Origin of the sequence: Arthrobacter sp. Bi83, assembly GCF_918698095.1 — a bacterium.
Lineage (GTDB): Bacteria > Actinomycetota > Actinomycetes > Actinomycetales > Micrococcaceae > Arthrobacter.
Window position 1 is genome coordinate 18,195 of record NZ_CAKKLY010000033.1, and the last position, 16,348, is coordinate 34,542.

16 protein-coding genes are annotated in these 16,348 nt (G+C 66.4%); 9 read left to right on the forward strand and 7 right to left on the reverse strand.

Annotation, left to right across the window (positions count from 1 at the left end; translation table 11 throughout):
- The first annotated feature begins 85 nt into the window (after window positions 1-85).
- The 3 genes from LQ144_RS15345 (at window position 86) to LQ144_RS15355 (ending at window position 4,181) form a co-directional block, all read left to right on the forward strand.
- Window positions 86-1,594, forward strand: a complete 1,509-nt coding sequence (locus LQ144_RS15345; protein ID WP_230119570.1) for an aldehyde dehydrogenase family protein — start codon at window positions 86-88, stop codon at window positions 1,592-1,594.
- Complete coding sequence (gene rfaE2, locus LQ144_RS15350; protein WP_230119571.1) at window positions 1,591-3,159, forward strand: D-glycero-beta-D-manno-heptose 1-phosphate adenylyltransferase; 1,569 nt, start codon at window positions 1,591-1,593, stop codon at window positions 3,157-3,159. The genes LQ144_RS15345 and rfaE2 overlap by 4 nt, the downstream gene beginning before the upstream one ends.
- Window positions 3,160-3,260: 101 nt before the next feature.
- Window positions 3,261-4,181 (forward strand): fused MFS/spermidine synthase, encoded by a 921-nt coding sequence (locus LQ144_RS15355; RefSeq protein ID WP_230119572.1) that lies wholly within the window; start codon window positions 3,261-3,263, stop codon window positions 4,179-4,181.
- A gap of 37 nt (window positions 4,182-4,218) precedes the next feature.
- Here LQ144_RS15355 and LQ144_RS15360 read toward each other — a convergent pair whose 3' ends face one another.
- Window positions 4,219-5,124, reverse strand: a complete 906-nt coding sequence (locus LQ144_RS15360) for a LysR family transcriptional regulator (RefSeq protein WP_230119573.1) — start codon at window positions 5,122-5,124, stop codon at window positions 4,219-4,221.
- Between the two features lie 131 nt (window positions 5,125-5,255).
- Here LQ144_RS15360 and LQ144_RS15365 point away from each other — a divergent pair, with 131 nt between their 5' ends.
- Window positions 5,256-6,008: a 3-hydroxybutyrate dehydrogenase gene (locus tag LQ144_RS15365; protein ID WP_230119574.1), complete on the forward strand. Its 753-nt coding sequence runs from the start codon at window positions 5,256-5,258 to the stop codon at window positions 6,006-6,008.
- 24 nt (window positions 6,009-6,032) lie between these two features.
- Window positions 6,033-6,656 carry a flavin reductase family protein gene (locus tag LQ144_RS15370; protein WP_230119575.1) on the forward strand — a complete coding sequence of 208 codons (624 nt, stop codon included), beginning with the start codon at window positions 6,033-6,035 and terminating at the stop codon, window positions 6,654-6,656.
- A gap of 153 nt (window positions 6,657-6,809) precedes the next feature.
- Here LQ144_RS15370 and LQ144_RS15375 read toward each other — a convergent pair whose 3' ends face one another.
- The 3 genes from LQ144_RS15375 to LQ144_RS15385 form a co-directional block, all read right to left on the reverse strand.
- Entirely contained in the window at window positions 6,810-7,889 is a 1,080-nt protein-coding gene (locus LQ144_RS15375; RefSeq protein ID WP_230119576.1) for an ABC transporter substrate-binding protein, read from the reverse strand.
- A gap of 123 nt (window positions 7,890-8,012) precedes the next feature.
- A complete protein-coding gene (locus tag LQ144_RS15380) occupies window positions 8,013-8,858 on the reverse strand; it encodes an ABC transporter permease (RefSeq protein WP_230119577.1) in 846 nt (281 codons plus the stop codon).
- Window positions 8,855-9,694 (reverse strand): ABC transporter ATP-binding protein, encoded by an 840-nt coding sequence (locus LQ144_RS15385; protein WP_230119578.1) that lies wholly within the window; start codon window positions 9,692-9,694, stop codon window positions 8,855-8,857. The genes LQ144_RS15380 and LQ144_RS15385 overlap by 4 nt, the downstream gene beginning before the upstream one ends.
- 259 nt (window positions 9,695-9,953) lie before the next feature.
- On the opposite strand from LQ144_RS15385, the gene LQ144_RS15390 reads away from it, so the two are divergent.
- The 3 genes from LQ144_RS15390 to LQ144_RS15400 all read left to right on the forward strand — a co-directional run bounded on the left by LQ144_RS15390 (window position 9,954) and on the right by LQ144_RS15400 (window position 13,057).
- Window positions 9,954-10,751 (forward strand): IclR family transcriptional regulator, encoded by a 798-nt coding sequence (locus LQ144_RS15390; protein WP_230119579.1) that lies wholly within the window; start codon window positions 9,954-9,956, stop codon window positions 10,749-10,751.
- Between the two features lie 117 nt (window positions 10,752-10,868).
- Window positions 10,869-12,140 carry a CaiB/BaiF CoA-transferase family protein gene (locus LQ144_RS15395; protein WP_230119580.1) on the forward strand — a complete coding sequence of 424 codons (1,272 nt, stop codon included), beginning with the start codon at window positions 10,869-10,871 and terminating at the stop codon, window positions 12,138-12,140.
- Complete coding sequence (locus LQ144_RS15400) at window positions 12,140-13,057, forward strand: hydroxymethylglutaryl-CoA lyase (protein ID WP_230119581.1); 918 nt, start codon at window positions 12,140-12,142, stop codon at window positions 13,055-13,057. The genes LQ144_RS15395 and LQ144_RS15400 overlap by 1 nt, the downstream gene beginning before the upstream one ends.
- Window positions 13,058-13,078: 21 nt before the next feature.
- Here LQ144_RS15400 and LQ144_RS15405 read toward each other — a convergent pair whose 3' ends face one another.
- A complete protein-coding gene (locus LQ144_RS15405) occupies window positions 13,079-13,273 on the reverse strand; it encodes a helix-turn-helix domain-containing protein (protein ID WP_230119582.1) in 195 nt (64 codons plus the stop codon).
- Between the two features lie 42 nt (window positions 13,274-13,315).
- Window positions 13,316-13,570: a hypothetical protein gene (locus LQ144_RS15410; protein WP_230119583.1), complete on the reverse strand. Its 255-nt coding sequence runs from the start codon at window positions 13,568-13,570 to the stop codon at window positions 13,316-13,318.
- Between the two features lie 360 nt (window positions 13,571-13,930).
- On the opposite strand from LQ144_RS15410, the gene LQ144_RS15415 reads away from it, so the two are divergent.
- A complete protein-coding gene (locus LQ144_RS15415) occupies window positions 13,931-14,764 on the forward strand; it encodes an IclR family transcriptional regulator (protein ID WP_230119584.1) in 834 nt (277 codons plus the stop codon).
- Between the two features lie 54 nt (window positions 14,765-14,818).
- On the opposite strand, the gene LQ144_RS15420 is transcribed toward LQ144_RS15415, so the two are convergent.
- Window positions 14,819-16,348, reverse strand: coding sequence for an amino acid permease (locus LQ144_RS15420; protein ID WP_230119585.1), 1,530 nt, complete (start codon window positions 16,346-16,348; stop codon window positions 14,819-14,821).

Here is a 16,348-nt window from a genome sequence, read left to right on the forward strand (position 1 = left end):
TGAGGTCAGGAGACGGCGGGATCACGAGTCGGGCGATCACCTGCTCCGTAGAGGCACGCACCAAGCGAACCCAGCGAGGAGCCACATGCACGCGACCACCGAGAGTTTCCTGGCCACTGCCCACGACGTGCTGACCATCCGGGACCCCCGCACGGGCGACGTCGCGGGAAGGTTCCCGGCCGCCCGGCCCGAAGATGTGGCACGGGCTGTGGAGAAGGCCCGTGACGCCGGGTCCGCCTGGTCCGCCACGCCACCGGCGGAGCGGGGCAAGCTGCTGCGGGCGGCCGCCGCTGCCCTCGGCGGGGCTGCCGCGGAGTTGGCGGATATCAACGCGCGGGAGACGGGGCGCCCCGCGGAAGAGGCTCTCGCCGGGGTTGCTGCCGGAGTTTCAACCCTGGAGCAGTACGCAGAGCTTGGCCCCGTGCACCGCGGCCTCAGCCTGCGGGGCAACCTGCTCGCGGCCGACTACACAGTGGCCGAACCCCGCGGCGTGGCCGTGCTGCTGACGCCGTGGAACGATCCTGTGGCAGTGGCGTGCGGACTGATCGGCGCGGCGCTGGTCACCGGCAACACCGCGGTCCATAAGCCCAGTGAGCGCTGCCCCGGAGTGGGCGAACGGCTCGGGAAGGTGCTGGCATCCGTCTTCCCGCCTGGTGTGCTGCTGACCCTGACCGGAGGATCCGACGTCGGCGCCCTTCTCACGCAGCAGGCGACCGTTGACGTTTTTGCGCACGTCGGGTCCAGCGACACGGGCGCACGCATTGCGCGCGCTGCCGTCGCGTCCGGGGCCCACGTGATCCGGGAAAACGGCGGCAATGATCCGCTGCTCGTGGACGAAGGGGTGGATCCGGGCTGGGCGGCGGAGCAGGCCGCCATCGGAGCCTTCAGCAACAGCGGGCAGATCTGCACGTCGGTGGAGCGGATTTATGTCCACCGGGCCGTGGCGGTACAGTTCTGCGAGGCGCTAGCGGAGCAGGCCCGGAAGCGCAACCGTGCCGGCGGGATCGCACCGCTGGTGGATACGCGCCTGCGTGAGGCCGTCCATCGCCATGTTGCCGAAGCAGTGCGGCTGGGCGCCCGGGCGGCGGTGGGCGGAGCAGTTCCGGACGGTCCCGGCGCCTTTTATCCCGCCACGGTTCTGCTGGACTGCACGGACACCATGGACGTCATGGCGGAAGAAACCTTCGGCCCGGTGGCTCCGGTGCGCGTGGTGGATAGCTTCGACGAGGGCCTCGAGTTCGCCGCGGCGGGCCGCTACGGCCTGGCTGCGACGGTCCTGACGGGAAGCATCGCCCACGCCCAGCGGGCAATCGCCGTCCTTCCGGTGGGGACAGTCAAAGTCAATGAAGTGTTCGGCGGGGCTCCCGGCGGTTCCGCCCAGCCACGCGGCGAAAGCGGTCACGGCTTCGGCTACGGCCCCGAACTCATGGACGAATTTACCCGGGTCAAGGTGGTGCACATCGCTGCACCGCCGCCTCTGGCCCCGCGCTCGGCCGAGGTCTCTGCCAGCTCCGGCCCGTCCGCTGCCGGCTCCTCCGCGGCCGGCCCGTCGGCTGCCGGCTCCGCCGCCGCCGGGGAAGGCGCAGCACAATGACGGGAGGGGGAGCCGGGGGGCAGGGCATAGCCGGAGGCGGCCTGCCCCGCGAGAGCCGGCCGGACCTCTCCGAACAGCGTGGCCTGGCGGCGTGGCTTCCGCAGCGTCTGGCAGAGGAGAGCCCCGCAGTCCTGGTGGTGGGTGACCTCATACTCGACGGCTGGTGGAGCGGAAGCAGCGAGCGGATGTGCCGGGAGGCGCCGGCCCCCGTGGTGGACATCGACCGCCGCGAATTTTCCCCGGGCGGCGCCGCGAACACCGCCATGAACCTGGCGGCCCTGGGCGCCCGCGTCAGCGTGGCCGGGATCATCGGAACGGACGACGCCGGGGCGGAACTGAAACGCCAGCTGCTTGGCGCGGGCGTCGACACGAGCCACCTGACCGAACATCCGGGCATCGTCACCACCACGAAAATCCGCATCAGCAGCGGCGGCCAGGTCCTGCTGCGGTTCGACGACGCTGCCGCCAGCATTCCGGACGGCGCTTTGGCGGGGCTCGCCGCGGCGGTGCCGGCCGCCGTCGAACGCCAGGACGCCGTGGTGATCTGCGATTACGGGACAGGCGTTCTGGCAGGGCCTGTCCGCGCCCGGCTCATAGAATGCCTCTCGCGGCGGGAACCGGACCGGCTGGTGGTGGTGGACGCGCACGACCCGCGCCCGTGGGCGGCGCTGCAACCGGACCTCGCCACGCCCAACGCGCAGGAGGCCGCAAGGCTGCTGGACCGCCGACTCACCGGCGGGCCGGAGCGCGCTGCCGTCGTCACGGAGCACGGGCAACAGCTGCTGCAGGCCACGGGGGCGCGGGCCGTGGTGGTCACGCTCGACCGCGACGGCACCGTCCTGATCCCGTCCGCCGGCAATCCCCACCGGACCTGGGCCCGGCCCGCTACCGAGAAGCAGGCGTCCGGGGCGGGCGACACGTTCGTGGCCGCGCTGACGCTGGCGCGGGCTGCCTCGCTCCCGCTGACGGCCAGCCTGGATCTGGCGCAGGCGGCCGCCGACGTTGTGGTCCATCACCCGGGGACGTCCGTGTGCGGCACGCACGAGTTGGGGCGCTACCTCGAGAGCTTCGCTGACACCGCCCTGACGGCAGATGAGCTGGAACGGCACATCCGTGCCCACCGCAGCGACGGCCAGCGGGTGGTCCTGACCAACGGCTGCTTCGACGTCCTGCACAGCGGGCACACCCGGTACCTGAACCAGGCCAAGCAGCTGGGGGACATCCTGATAGTGGCGCTCAACAGCGATGACTCCGTGCGCAAGCTCAAGGGCCCAGGCCGTCCCATCAACAGCGTGGCGGACCGGGCGGCCGTTATTGCGGCTCTGAGCTGCGTGGACTATGTCACGGTCTTCGATACCCCCACGCCCATTCCGCTGATCGAGCAGCTGCATCCGGAGATCTACGCCAAGGGCGGCGACTACACACCCGAAATGCTGGCCGAGACCGAGGGCGTGGAAGCCTACGGCGGGCGGGTATGCATCCTGGACTATGTGGCCGAGCGTTCAACCACGGCCATGGTCCAGCGCATCCGCGACGGCGAGGGTGCTGCGGTTTCGGAAGCCTAGCCTTCGCTGGTCGAGCCTGACGAGATCGAGGTTTCGACTGGCTCAACCGGCGGCACGGAGGTCAACTAGGCTTGCATCATGACGGAAGCGGCGGACAACTGATGGCACGGCGCGGCAAATCAGGCGGCAAATTCGGTGGCGGCACGGCTGACACAGCGGTGCGTGGAGTGGTGGAGCTGGCCAAGGGCGCCCGACCGGACGGTCCCGTCGAGGGCGTCTATTACATCGACACCGGGGACTGCGAGCTGATTGCGGACCAGGACAATTCGACGGGCTGGCTGCTGCGGATCAACGGCGTCATGAGTTCGCATATCGACCTCGCCGATCCGTTGTTTCTGGACTTCGAATATATGCGCTGGATGGCCGCCCTCATCGAATCCCGCTGGCCCCCGGAATCCCGGCCCAAATTGCGAGGTCTCCACCTCGGCGGCGGTGCGTGTTCCCTGGCCCGCTACTTCCACGCCGCCTACCCCGACGCCCGCCAGGTTGTAGTGGAGCTGGACGGGAAGCTGGCCGACTACGTCCGCGGCTGGTTTGACCTCCCCAAGGCTCCGCTGCTGAGGCTGCGTGTGGGCGAGGCACGCGCCGTGACCGAAACGCTCACCCCGCAGACCCGCGACTTCATTATCCGGGACGTCTTCGCCGGTGCGCTGACGCCGCGTCCGCTGACTACGAGCGAGTTCAACGGCCATGCCAGGCGCGTGCTGGCACCGGGCGGCATCTACGTGGTGAATTCGGGCGATGCCCCTGACCTGAAGAATGCACGCCAAGACGCCGCCACCATCGCGGCTGCCTTTGAGCACACCGTGATCATTGCTGATCCCGCCATGCTGAAGGGCCGCCGCTACGGAAACATGGTGATGGCCGGTAGCGACCTGCCGTTCGACGATGACCCCCGGCTGGCACGCCGGCTCCTGGGCGGCGCGGTGCCCGCCCACATCTGGAACGACGACAAGGTGCGCGCCTTCGCCGCGGGGGCGCCGGTCCGGCACGACCCAGCAGCCCCAACAGTTGCTCCGTAATTGCCGTTTTTTGCCTGAAAGTGCCGTTACGGAGCGATCAGCGAGTTCCGCCGCGTCCCAGCAGCGACTCCCGGTGGTCCGTCACCTCTTCGCGCAATGCCTGGACCACGGCCGCGACAGCCGGTCGCCGCATGGAGTCCGGCCGCAGCACCATCCAGTAGGGGAGCCGTTCGGCGAAGTGCTGGGGGAGCAGGCGCACGAGATCGGCATGCCTGTCGCCCATGAAGCAGGGCAGGAAGCCGATGCCCGCTCCTGCCCGGGTTGCCTCAACGTGTACAAACACGTTGGTGGAGCTGACCCCGTCCCGCATCGCCGGCACCAGGCGCCGCGGAGCGTCGAGATCGTCCACCTGCAGCATGGAGTCCACGAAGTACACCAGCGGATGCGTGGTCAGGGCTTCCACGGAGTCCGGAGTTCCGTTCTGCTCCAGGTATGAGCGGGAGGCGTACATGCCCAGCACGTATTCACCCAGACGGAACGCTTCGGCCCGGTGCACCTGCGGTTCACCCACCACCACCTCGATGTCGAGCCCGGAGCGCTGCTGCAGCGCCCGCCTCGTGACGGTGACGATCTCGACGCTGAGGCCGGGGTGGTCCCGCCGCAGTTTGGCCACAGCCGGGGCGGCGATGTAGGCGCTGAAGCCGTCCGTCGCGGTCATGCGCACGACGCCGGTCACCGGGTCGGGCGGGCGGCCGGAAGGCCCCAGCGCACGCACCGCGGTTTCGACCTGTTCCGCAACCATGACAGCCTGCGCACCGAGCTCGGTCAGCTCCCAGCCGCCTGCCGCCCGCGAGAGGACGCGCCCGCCGAGCGCTTTCTCCAAGGCCGCAATCCTGCGCGAAACGGTGGTGTGGTTAAGTCCCAAGGCCTGTGCCGCCGTCGTGAATTTCGCCGAACGGGACACCGCGAGCAGCACCAGCAGATCATCCGGATTGGCTTCCATATCTGCAATTTTGCACGAAACGCGTGCTGGATTGGCTATTGAACCCGGAACTTTCTGCAGCAATACTCAGGTGGACCGAGAGTGCCGTGATTCATGGCACGTGTCAGTGTTGACACTGTGAGGAGCAGACCATGAACGCAAAGAACCTTAGCGGCCGGAAGGCCGTGGTGACCGGCGGTGCCAGCGGCATCGGTGCAGCGTGTGCGCGGGAGCTTGCCGCGCGGGGAGCCAAGGTAGTGGTGGCTGACGTGGATGAAGCCGGCGCCGCGGCCCTCGCCGACCAGCTGGGCGGCACGGCATGGGCTGTGGACCTCCTGGATGTGGACGTCCTCGCGGCGCTGAGCCTCGACTGCGACATTCTGGTGAACAACGCCGGCATCCAGCAAATCAGCCCCATCGAGGACTTCGAGCCCGAAGCCTTCCGCCGGATCCTCAGGCTCATGCTTGAAGCACCGTTCCTGCTCGTCAGGGCGGCCCTGCCGCACATGTACGCCAACGGCTTTGGCCGCATCATCAACGTGTCATCCGTGCACGGAATCCGGGCCTCACCCTTCAAGAGCGCCTACGTTTCCGCCAAGCACGGCCTGGAAGGGCTGAGCAAAGTGACGGCGCTGGAGGGCGGCGAGCACGGAGTCACGTCCAACTGCATCAATCCCGGGTATGTCCGCACGCCCCTCGTCGAAAAGCAGATCGCGGACCAGGCCAAGGTCCACGGCATCCCGGAGTCGGAAGTCCTCGCCAAGGTCATGCTGACCGAGTCCGCGGTCAAGCGGCTCGTGGAGCCCGAGGAAGTCGCCTCGCTCGTGGCCTGGCTGGCCTCCGACGACGCCGGCATGGTCACCGGCGCCAGCTACACCATGGACGGCGGCTGGTCAGCACGGTAAAAACCGGGCCGTTAGGCTGGGACCGTGCGCAAGGATTTCAGTCCCGCCGGGATGCCCTCCGCCGAGTTCTACCGGCTCCTGACGGCCGTTGTTGTTCCCCGCCCCATCGCCTGGGTATCCAGCACGTCCGCCGAGGGGGTGGACAATCTTGCTCCCCATTCCTTTTTCACCGTCGCGTCGGTGACCCCGCCGATCATCCAGTTCACCTCGGTGGGCAGGAAGGACTCACTGCGGAACATCTCGGCGCGGGGTGAGTTCGTGGTGAACCTTGCGCCGGCTGATTTCATGGCCGAGGTCAACGCGACCGGCACCAACTTCCCGCCGGAAGTCAGCGAGTTCGACGCCGCTGGCGTGACCCGGGAGCCTGGCCTGACGGTCGGTGTGCCGCGGGTGGCGGAGTCCCCCGTGGCCCTCGAGTGCCGGCTGCATTCGACGCTCGCGATGGGCGACTGCGTCCTGGTGTTCGGCGAGGTCACCCATGCCGCCATCTCCGCGGACGTCCTGGAGGGCGACCATCCCCGGATCGATCTCCTCGGACCGCTTGCGCGGCTCGGGCGCGATGAATGGGGGCACCTCGGGCCGGTCCAGGAGCTGGGCCGGATCCGCAGGTCCGATTGGCCTGGGGACTTTCAACGCCGGAACTCTTAACGCCGGGATGAACCGGACGCCTGGACTTGCGACGCCGGGATGAGCCGGACGCCTGACGCCCTGCCGTGCGGGCCGCCGTCGGGCTTTCAAAGCAAGTGGGCCCGCCATCCGATTCCGGATGACGGGCCTACTCGGTGCTTCTGCAGGGCGGTCCTACTTCACGAACTCGTTCGTGTAGGTTTCCTCCAGCTTGATGTCCTTGTTTCCGACTTCCGGATTTGCCACCTGCTGGGTCTTCAACACGGCCTGGATGCCATTCTCGGTGAAGGCGCCGTCCTTGCTGAGCGTCTTCTTCAGGTCCTCGATCACCTTGGCATAAAGGGCCTTGTCGCCGCCGGCGAATTTCTCGGGCATCTTTGCGGCGATCTCCTCGCCGGAATGCCCGTCGATGAATTCCAGGGTCCGTTTGATGGCCTTGGCGAGCTTGCCGGCCGTCTCCTTGTTCGCGTCCAGCCAGTCGGTCTTAGCGTAGAGGCTGGAGGACGGCCACGCATCAGTCTCAAAGACTTCCTTGAGTCCGTCGGCCGTGCGGACGTCCTCCAGGATCACGGGGTCGTGGCCGATCCGCTTGGTCAGCACTGACACGTCCGGCTCGAGCATGACGGCCGCATCGACCTGGCCCTGCTCCACGGCCGCGACCGCCGATGAACCGGCGCCGATGGCGGACACCGCCGCATCCGTCTTCTGCAACCCGTTCTTGGCGAGGAGGTACTTGATGAACATGTCCGTGGACGACCCCGGGGCCGTCACACCTACGTTCTTGCCCTTGAGATCGGCAAGGGTCTTGATCTTGCCTTCGTTCTTCGGTGCGACCAGCAGTGCCAGCCCGGAGGACCTGCCCATGTCCACGAACGCCTTGATCTTCTGGTTCTTGGCCTGCATCTGGATGGTGTGCTCGTAGTATCCGCTGGTCACGTTGGTGCTGCCGCCGATCATGGCCGTCAGCGCCTTCGAGCCGCCCTGCAGGTCCTGGAGCTCGACGTTCACGCCTTCCTCCTGGTAGTAACCGAGCTCCTGCGCGAGCGTCGTGGGGAGGTACGTCAGGAGCGTCTGGCCACCGATGCCGATGGTCACCTTGGAACTGCCGGCACCACCGGCCCCTGCGCTGCCAGACTGACCCGGCGGCGCCGCGGCCGGAGCGCCGCAGGCAGACAGGGCCAGCGCAACGGAGGCGATGAGGGTAAGCGGCCGGATGAGGCCCCGGCGCCTTTGCCGGTTTTCGTTCTGTGTCATCGGGGGTCCCTTCAAGGCAGTGATAGTGGATTGGTTTCGGCGCCGAGACTCCGGACGCCTCTTAGCGGTTGAGGACGATTGGACGGTCCAGGAGGGCTGGGCTGTCCAGGAAGACCGCACTGTCTACGAAGACTGCACGGGGCGCCAGCGGAGCAGATGTCGCTCCAGTCGGTTGACGAGAAGGTCGATGATGAGGACCACGATCATCAGGATGAACATCCCGGCAAAGACGCCCTTGGTGTCGAAGACGCCCTGTGCCTGGGCGATCGCGTAGCCAACACCGGCAGACGCTCCGAGGTATTCGCCCACCACGGCGCCCGTGATGGCAAAGCCCACGCTGATGTGCAGGCTGGAGAAAATCCAGGTCAGGGCGCTGGGGATGAAAACGTGGCGGAGGAGCTGCTTCTCGGATGCCCCCAGCATCCGTGCATTGTCCACCAGCACCCGGTCAACGCTCTTGACGCCCTCAAGGGTGTTGAAGAAGACGATGAAGAACACGAGAGTGAAGCCGAACGCGACCTTGGACCAGATTCCCAGGCCGAACCAGAGCAGGAAGATCGGGGCCAGCACCACGCGGGGGAGGGCATTGAACATCTGCAGGAACGGGTCCAGCAGACGCTCGAGGAAACGCACACGGGCCAGGACGAAGCCGAGGAGAAGCCCTGCGGCAGCCCCCACCAGGAAGGCGAGGATGGCCTCCTGCATGGTGATCCACAGATGCGGGAAGACGAATCCTGAGGACACCCAGGCCCAGACGGTCTGGAAGATATCCGACGGAAGCGGGAAGAAGAATTCGTCCACGATCCCGGCCCGTACGGAAAGTTCCCAGGCGCCGAGGACCGCGAGGGTGAGGAGGAGTTGCGTGCTTCGCATCGCCAGCGGGGACATCTCGGTCCTGCGGGCACGCCGGCGTGTGCCGCCGTCCAGCGCGGCCGGGAGCCCGTTTTTCTTTGATCCCACGAGAGTCACGCGACTTCGCCCTCTTCCGCCATTGCCGTTTCGTACGTCTTTGAGACTTCGATCTTCAACCTGCCCCAGATCTCGCGGTGCAGGGCCACGAACTGCGGGTCATCACGGATGTCGAGCAGGTCGCGGGGGCGCGGGATGTCGATTTCGTAGCTTCCCACCACGGTGCTTCCGGGACCCGCCCCGAGGATCACCACTTCATCGGAAAGGGCGATGGCTTCGTCCAGGTCGTGTGTGATGAAGACGACGGCCTTGCCAGATTCCTGCCACAGCTGAAGGAGTTCGTTCTCCATGATCTGGCGGGTCTGCACGTCGAGTGCTGAAAATGGTTCGTCCATGAGCAGGACATCCGGGTTGACGATCCAGGCCTGCGCGATGGCTGTTCGCTTGCGCATGCCGCCGCTGAGCTGGTGCGGATAGCGATCTGCGAAATTCTTGAGTCCAACCTTCTCGAGCCAGCGCCGTGCCTCCGAATGGGCTTCGGCCTTCGGCACGCCGGCCATCGTCAGGCCGAGGCTCACGTTGTCGAGCACCGTCTTCCATGGCAGGAGGGGGTCCTGCTGGAACATGTAGGAGGCGCGTCGGTTCACCCCGCTCACGGGTTCCCCAAAGCTCTTCACGTCGCCAGTGCTCGGGTTCAGCAGCCCCGCCGCCATGTTGAGGATGGTGGACTTGCCGGAACCGGTGGGACCGACAATCGAGACAAAACGGCCGGGCTCGACTTTGAGGTTGATGTCGCGGACGGCGAAGTAGGTCTCGCCCCCGGGCGTGGGGAACTGTTTGGTGCACCCGGTGAGCTCCACCGCGTACGTTGACGTGTCTGCCTGTGCAGCTGGCATCATTGCACTCTTTCCGGCCGGGGGTGGCCGATTGTTATCGCTGCTGTTTCTTACTCGGTCGGACATTTTGTGCGTCGACTCCAGCCCCGCCGCGTCGGCTCTGACGAGTTGGGACTAGATTGCCACATCGTGGGTTCACCATCATGATGTGGACCTGATGCTAGCAGTAACCCGAGTCACACTCAACGGCCGGCGGGAGTTTGATGGCCAAGCGGACCAATGGGCCGGCGCCTGAACCGCGGGCTCATACACTTTGTCCATGAGCCCCAACGAATCATCGGCGACGCCTTTGCTGGTACTCCGGAAGATCACGTCCATCCTGGACGCTTTTTCCCTCGCCCAGCCAGAGCTGTCCTTGGCCGAGATCCGGGCCGCGACCGGCGTGCCCCACTCAACCGTCCAGCGCCTCGTGGCGAACATGGTCCAGGAGGGCATCCTGGACCGGCACGGGGACAGATTCCGCGTGGGGGTCCGGATGGCCCACTGGGCCGCCCCGGCCACCCAAGGTCTGGACTTCCTTGAACTGCTGACGCCCGTGCTGCGGAGATTGCGTGATGAGCTCGGTGAGACTGCCTGCGTTTTCCGGGAGTCGCAGGGAAAGCGGGTATGCATAGCGCTGGCGGAGACGCGGCGAATGCTCAGGAGAGTGGTGCAGGTGGGCGAAATCATGCCGCTGCACGTGGGTGCCGCAGGGCGCGTCCTCCTGGCGTGGAACCCGGACGTGGCCGATCAGGTCTACCGCTCCGGGCTCCGCTCGCTGACGGACCAGACCATCACTGACGCCGCAAACCTCGAGGCCGCCGTCGCCAGGACCAAGGCTGACGGGTTCGCCATCACCACCGGCGAGCGCGTCTCTGGCGCGAGCGGAATCTCGGCCCCGATCTTTGGGCCACAGGCCGAACTGTATGGGGCGCTCACTGTCATGGGTCCCGCCATGAGAATGCCGTACGACGTCTGCGCCTCCTGGGTTGAGCCCGTTCTTGCCGCGGCGGAAGAGTCAACGCGGGTTATCGGGGGAACAATTCCACAGGAGGGGCTATCCACATCGTGGATTTAGGTCCACAATATGAAATAGTCTGGCGCCCGAGGAGAACTGCTCAATAGGCTCCCTGCTAACCGAATCTGTGACGCCTGCCACGGATTTTTGCCGGCGCCGGCAGAACAGGAGTCCCCAATGGTGAACGCTTCCGAGACCGGCACGCGAGGCGACGAGCCCCGCACTGCCACCGAGCCCGCCATGCGGCACGCCCCCGGGCCCTTGGCCGGCGTGCGTGTCCTTGAACTCGGGTCCCTGATTGCGGGTCCCTTCGCAGGCCGTCAACTTGCCGACTTCGGTGCGGAAGTCATCAAGATCGAATCGCCCGACAGGCCGGACCCGATGCGGGAATGGGGCAGGGCCCGGGTTCATGGGCACACGCTCTGGTGGTCCGTGCAGTCCCGCGGGAAGAAGTGCGTGACGCTCGATTTGAAATCGCCGCGCGGACGCGAGCTTTTCCTGGAACTCTGCCAGGAAGCTGACGTGATCCTCGAGAACTTCCGTCCCGGCACGCTTGAGAAGCTGGGCCTTGCCCCCGAGGAACTCTGGAAGGTAAATCCCGGGCTCATCATTGCCAGGGTGTCCGGCTACGGCCAGACGGGACCGGATGCGCAAAAGCCAGGGTACGCCTCCGTGGCCGAGGCCCGGGGAGGGCTGCGTTACCTCAACGGCTATCCGGACCAGGCACCTCCCCGCACCGGCATCTCGCTCGGGGACAGCCTGGCGTCGCTCTATGCCCTGCAGGGCATTTTGCTGGCCCTGTACTGGCGGGACGCGCGGGGAGGAACGGGCCAGGTGGTGGACGTGTCCCTCGTGGAAGCATGCTTTTCACTCCTGGAAAGCGCCGTGCCCGATTACGCGGCAACCGGCGTCGTCCCGGGACCAAGCGGCTCGGGACTGAAGGGGATCGCGCCGTCGAACATCTTCCGTTCCAGTGACGGCAAGTGGGTGGTGATTGCCGCAAACCAGGACTCGGTCTTCGTGCGGCTTGCTGCCGCCATGGGACGCCCCGAACTGACGTCCGACCCGCGCTACAGCAACCACGCGGCGCGGGGCGCGCACCAGGAAGAGCTGGAATCCCTGATTGCCGAATGGGCGGCCGGCTATAGCCATGACGGGCTGACCTCGCTCCTGGACCGGCACTCCGTACCGAACAGCCCGGTCAGCAGCATCGAGGACATCTTCGAGGATCCCCAGCTTCGCGCCAGGGGAATGCTGGTGGACGTGCCGGACGAACAGCTAGGTACCGTGGTCCAGCCCGGGATCATTCCCAGGCTGACGCGGAGCACGGGGCAGATCGGCTGGAGCGGCCCGCTGACGCCGGGCTCCCACAACCGGGACATCTACGAGGGGCTCCTCGGGCTCTCCGACAAGGAACTGCAGGACGCCAAAGACGAAGGTGCCATCTGATGAACGATGTACAGGCCGCACGGGACGTTTCCATTGTGGACGTCAGTCCCCGGGACGGACTTCAGAACGAGAAGGTGCCCGTCAGCACCGACGACAAGCTGCGGCTCATCAACGAGCTCATCTCCCTGGGTGCCCGCCGGATTGAGGCCGTCAGCTTCGTAAACCCAAGGAAAGTCCCGCAGATGGCGGACGCGGATGCGGTCATGGCGGGGGTGCCCCGCGATACCGGTGCAAGCTTCATCGGGCTGGTCCTGAACACCAGGGGTGCCGTCCGTGCCGTTGACGCGGGCGTGGACGAGATGAACTACGTACTGCCGGTGACGGACGCCTTCGCCGCCGCAAACCAGAACACCACCGTGGCCGCGGCCCTCGACTCCCTGGAGGAAGTATCCTCGATCGCTGCCGCGGCTTCGATTCCGCTCACAGTGACGGCCGCCGTCGCATTTGGCTGCCCCTACCAGGGCGACGTGTCCCAGGAGCAGACCCTCTCGGTGGTCCGCAGCGCACTGCAGCGCGCGATGCTGGCTGAGGTTGCGCTCGCAGACACCATTGGCTGCGCCGTCCCGTGGCAGGTCGGCGAGGTGTTTGCCGGGCTGCGCTCGGAAACCGACGTGCGGCTGCGGGCGCATCTGCACGAGACGCGCCACACCGCCCTGGCCAATACGTACGCGGCCATGGCGGCCGGCGTCGGGGTGTTCGACAGCGCGGTAGGAGGCCTGGGCGGCTGCCCCTTTGCCCCCGGTGCCGCCGGCAACGTCTCCACGGAGGACTTGGCGTGGATGCTGGGGCGTGCCGGGTTCGAAACGTCCATTGATCCGGTGCGCGCCACGGAACTCGGCCGCTGGATCTGCGCCAAAGTGGGGACGGCGCCACGCTCCGGGCTAGCGGGCGCGGGGGTCTTTCCGAAGGCTGCCTGAGCCCGCTAATCAGCAGGTCTGCTAATCTGCCGGTGCGCCGGACTGCCGGATGTAGTCCTCCACGATCGATTCCGGGATGCGGTAGGACTTCCCGAAGCGGACGGAGGCCAGCGTCCGGGACTTGACCAGCCGGTAGACGGTCATCTTCGACACCCGCATCGCCGCGGCGACTTCTGCGATGGTCAGGTAGGCGGTGGGTAAGTTTGCAATGGACATGGAAAACGCACTCCTTTGTAGGGCCGGACGGGACGCTGTCGGCTACTCCGGCCGCCTCAGCTGCCGGTAATCGTAGAAGTACACGCGCCCGGAGGACCTCAACCCCACGGAATTGCCGTTCCTCAGCTCCACGATGCCTTCCCGCCGGCCGTTGAATGGGTCATCGCCCACCACTGCGTCGCCGATCTTGTAGGGGATGGCCGCCGTCCGTGCGCGGCTCAGTGTTTTACTCAGGAAACCGGACAGCCGTCCGGCTCGGATGGAGGTAGCCGGGGCTTCGGCGGTGAACTGGGTCATCGGAACCACTCCTTCGCAGTGTGACCATTCGTCGATTCACTGGCGGTGCGGATCCGGTAGCGATTGTCGGAGAGTTCTCCAAGCCGGGGTGCACCGTGGGAACAACACTAGACAGCGCACCCAAGAGGCACACGAGTAGCAACTACCCCAATTTTCCCAGCGGTAACACTTGGTCTCATGGGTACTACCTGCCTGTGGAGGCAATTGCGCCGGAACGGCGTGGGATGCTCCGCTGAGCGCCGTCTGGCATTCCAGACACCTTGGCGCCTCAGCCTGATACCTATAACCGGCGGAAGGTGCACGATTAAGTACGGTATCCCGGACTCGACTTCATTCCGGAACCTGAACGACGGAGGAAAAATGACAGCGGTCGTACCCCTGCAAAGGGAAGCAGCGGCTCCGGTAAAGGCGGCGAAGGCGGCGTCGAAAGTCCCGGCGGCAGAAAATACGCTTCGCATTCTCAAACTGCTGGCCTCCAAACGCGGGCCGATGGCGGCGTCGAACATTGCCACCGCCCTGGGACTGCCGCGTTCCAGCGTCTATCACCTCCTCGGCGTGATGGAGGCGAACGGCTTCGTCCTGCACCTCCACGAGGAGCAGCGCTACGGCCTCGGCATCAGCGCCTTCGAGCTCAGTTCCGCGTATTCGCGGCAGGAACCGCTGTCCCGGTTGGGGCGGCCGGTGCTGGCCTCGCTCGTGGACGCGATCGGCGAAAGCGCGCACCTCGCGGTCCTGCACGGGCGCGACGTCCTGTACATCGTGGAGGAGCGGGCCAAGAACCGGCCGTCGCTGGTGACCGACGTCGGCGTCCGGCTTCCGAGCCATCTCACCGCCAGCGGCCGTGCCATCCTTGCTGCGCTGCCGAAGTCCCAGGTGCGGGCGCTCTATCCGAACGCTGCCGCGTTCAGCGCCCGGCACGAGGTGGAGGGCGCCATCATGAAATACTCGGCGCTGTCCTCGCATCTTGACCAGGTCCGCCAGCGCGGTTATGCCACGGAACATGGTGAAGTCACGCCGGGCTTCGGCTCCATCGCCGCCGCCGTCACGGATCACCTGGGATGGCCGACGGCGGCAGTCGCCGTCACGTTCCTCGAGGACAAACTGCCGGCGGACCAGTGGCCGGCGCTCGCCGCCCGGGTGCAGAGGGTGGCCAACGAGCTGTCGGTCCGGATCCACGGCCGCCCGGCGCAGTAGTCCGGCGCCGGGCGGGCGGCGGCCGGGCGCCTGTGCGTTGCCCGGCGGAACGTTTTACCGCCGGGCGTGTGTGGAGGATGCGCTGGCCGCGTCCACCACGGGTAGGGACGCGGTCTCATCCACGAGCTCCGCGCGGGCCAGGCCATGGCCGCGGACCCACAAGCGGTAGGCCAGCAACAGCAGGCCCAGCCAGACGGCGCCCACGTAGAGCGCCACCCTGGTGTCTTCGAAAACTCCCAGGACGGCGATCACGACGGCCATGAAGCCGATGGTCAGGACCGACGCCGCCGGCCACCAGGGGGAAGGGAATTCCGATGCCGGGAGGCCGCTGCGGGCGATCTCGCGCTTCATCGCAACATGGGAGGCGAGGATCATCACCCAGACCCACACTGTGGCGAAGGTGGCGATCGAGGCGATCAGCACAAAGACGTCCTCCGGAATGACGGCGTTCAGGACCACGCCCACCAGCAGAATGCCGGTCATCATCACCACCGTCATCCACGGCACCCCGTGGCGGGACACCTTCGCGAAGCTCTGTGGGGCGTGGCCCTGGCGCGCCAGGCCGAACAGGATGCGCCCGGCCCCGAAGATGTCACTGTTGATCGCGGACAGCGCCGCCGTGATCACCACTGCGTTAAGAATGTGCGGTGCGGCCGGAATGCCCAGCCCGCTGAAGATCTGTACAAACGGGCTGCCGCCGCTGCCGATTTCGTTCCACGGGAACAGGCTCATCAGCACACCCAGGGTCAGCACATAAAACAGGAGCACGCGGACGGGTACGGTGTTGACGGCCTTCGGGATCACCTTTTTGGGGTCGGCCGCCTCACCGGCGGTGATGCCGATCGTTTCGATCCCGCCGAAGGCGAACATCACGACGGCGAACGAGGCAAGGAGCCCTTCGAAGCCGTTGGGGAAAAGGCCGCCGTGTCCGACGAGGTTGCCCAGCCCGGGAGCCACCGTGGACCCTCCGGTGTGGAAGCCAAAGACAATGATGGCGGCGCCGCCGGCGATCATGCCGATGATGGCCGCAACCTTGATCAGGGAGAACCAGAACTCCAACTCGCCGAAAACCTTGACGCTCAGCAGGTTCAGTGCGGCCAGGAAGAAGATGATGGCCAGGACCCAGATCCAGCGTTCAACCTCCGGGAACCAGAAGCCCATGTAGATGCTGAATGCCGTGACATCAGCAATGGCCACGATCGCCATCTCGAAGACGTAGGTCCAGCCGGTCACGAAACCGGCGAACGGGCCCAGGTACCGGCTGGCGTACTGGCCGAAGGAGCCGGAAACGGGATGCCGCACGGCCATTTCACCGAGGGCGCGCATCACCATGAAGACCGCCGCGCCGCCGATCATGTAGGCCAGCAGCACGGCCGGACCGGCCTTTTGGATGGCGGAAGCGGAGCCGTAGAACAGTCCCGTGCCGATTGCCGACCCCAGGGCCATAAAGCGGATGTGGCGGACGTTGAGACCACGGTGCAGAACGGTTTCGACGGCGGCGCTGACTGCTGTGCCAGTGGTCCCGGCGGGTTTTCCGTCGGTTCCGTCCAGTGCCGGCTTGGTTGCTGTTGGGGCTTGTTGCAT

Coding starts and splice junctions, on each gene's coding strand:
- LQ144_RS15360 (WP_230119573.1), bottom strand. CDS start 5,124: ATGGAAGCCAATCCGGATGATCTGCTGGTGCTGCTCGCGGTGTCCCGT.
- LQ144_RS15365 (WP_230119574.1), top strand. CDS start 5,256: ATGAACGCAAAGAACCTTAGCGGCCGGAAGGCCGTGGTGACCGGCGGT.
- LQ144_RS15410 (WP_230119583.1), bottom strand. CDS start 13,570: ATGACCCAGTTCACCGCCGAAGCCCCGGCTACCTCCATCCGAGCCGGA.
- LQ144_RS15405 (WP_230119582.1), bottom strand. CDS start 13,273: ATGTCCATTGCAAACTTACCCACCGCCTACCTGACCATCGCAGAAGTC.
- LQ144_RS15375 (WP_230119576.1), bottom strand. CDS start 7,889: ATGACACAGAACGAAAACCGGCAAAGGCGCCGGGGCCTCATCCGGCCG.
- LQ144_RS15355 (WP_230119572.1), top strand. CDS start 3,261: ATGGCACGGCGCGGCAAATCAGGCGGCAAATTCGGTGGCGGCACGGCT.
- LQ144_RS15400 (WP_230119581.1), top strand. CDS start 12,140: ATGAACGATGTACAGGCCGCACGGGACGTTTCCATTGTGGACGTCAGT.
- LQ144_RS15395 (WP_230119580.1), top strand. CDS start 10,869: ATGGTGAACGCTTCCGAGACCGGCACGCGAGGCGACGAGCCCCGCACT.
- LQ144_RS15345 (WP_230119570.1), top strand. CDS start 86: ATGCACGCGACCACCGAGAGTTTCCTGGCCACTGCCCACGACGTGCTG.
- LQ144_RS15415 (WP_230119584.1), top strand. CDS start 13,931: ATGACAGCGGTCGTACCCCTGCAAAGGGAAGCAGCGGCTCCGGTAAAG.
- LQ144_RS15385 (WP_230119578.1), bottom strand. CDS start 9,694: ATGCCAGCTGCACAGGCAGACACGTCAACGTACGCGGTGGAGCTCACC.
- LQ144_RS15420 (WP_230119585.1), bottom strand. CDS start 16,348: ATGCAACAAGCCCCAACAGCAACCAAGCCGGCACTGGACGGAACCGAC.
- LQ144_RS15390 (WP_230119579.1), top strand. CDS start 9,954: ATGAGCCCCAACGAATCATCGGCGACGCCTTTGCTGGTACTCCGGAAG.
- rfaE2 (WP_230119571.1), top strand. CDS start 1,591: ATGACGGGAGGGGGAGCCGGGGGGCAGGGCATAGCCGGAGGCGGCCTG.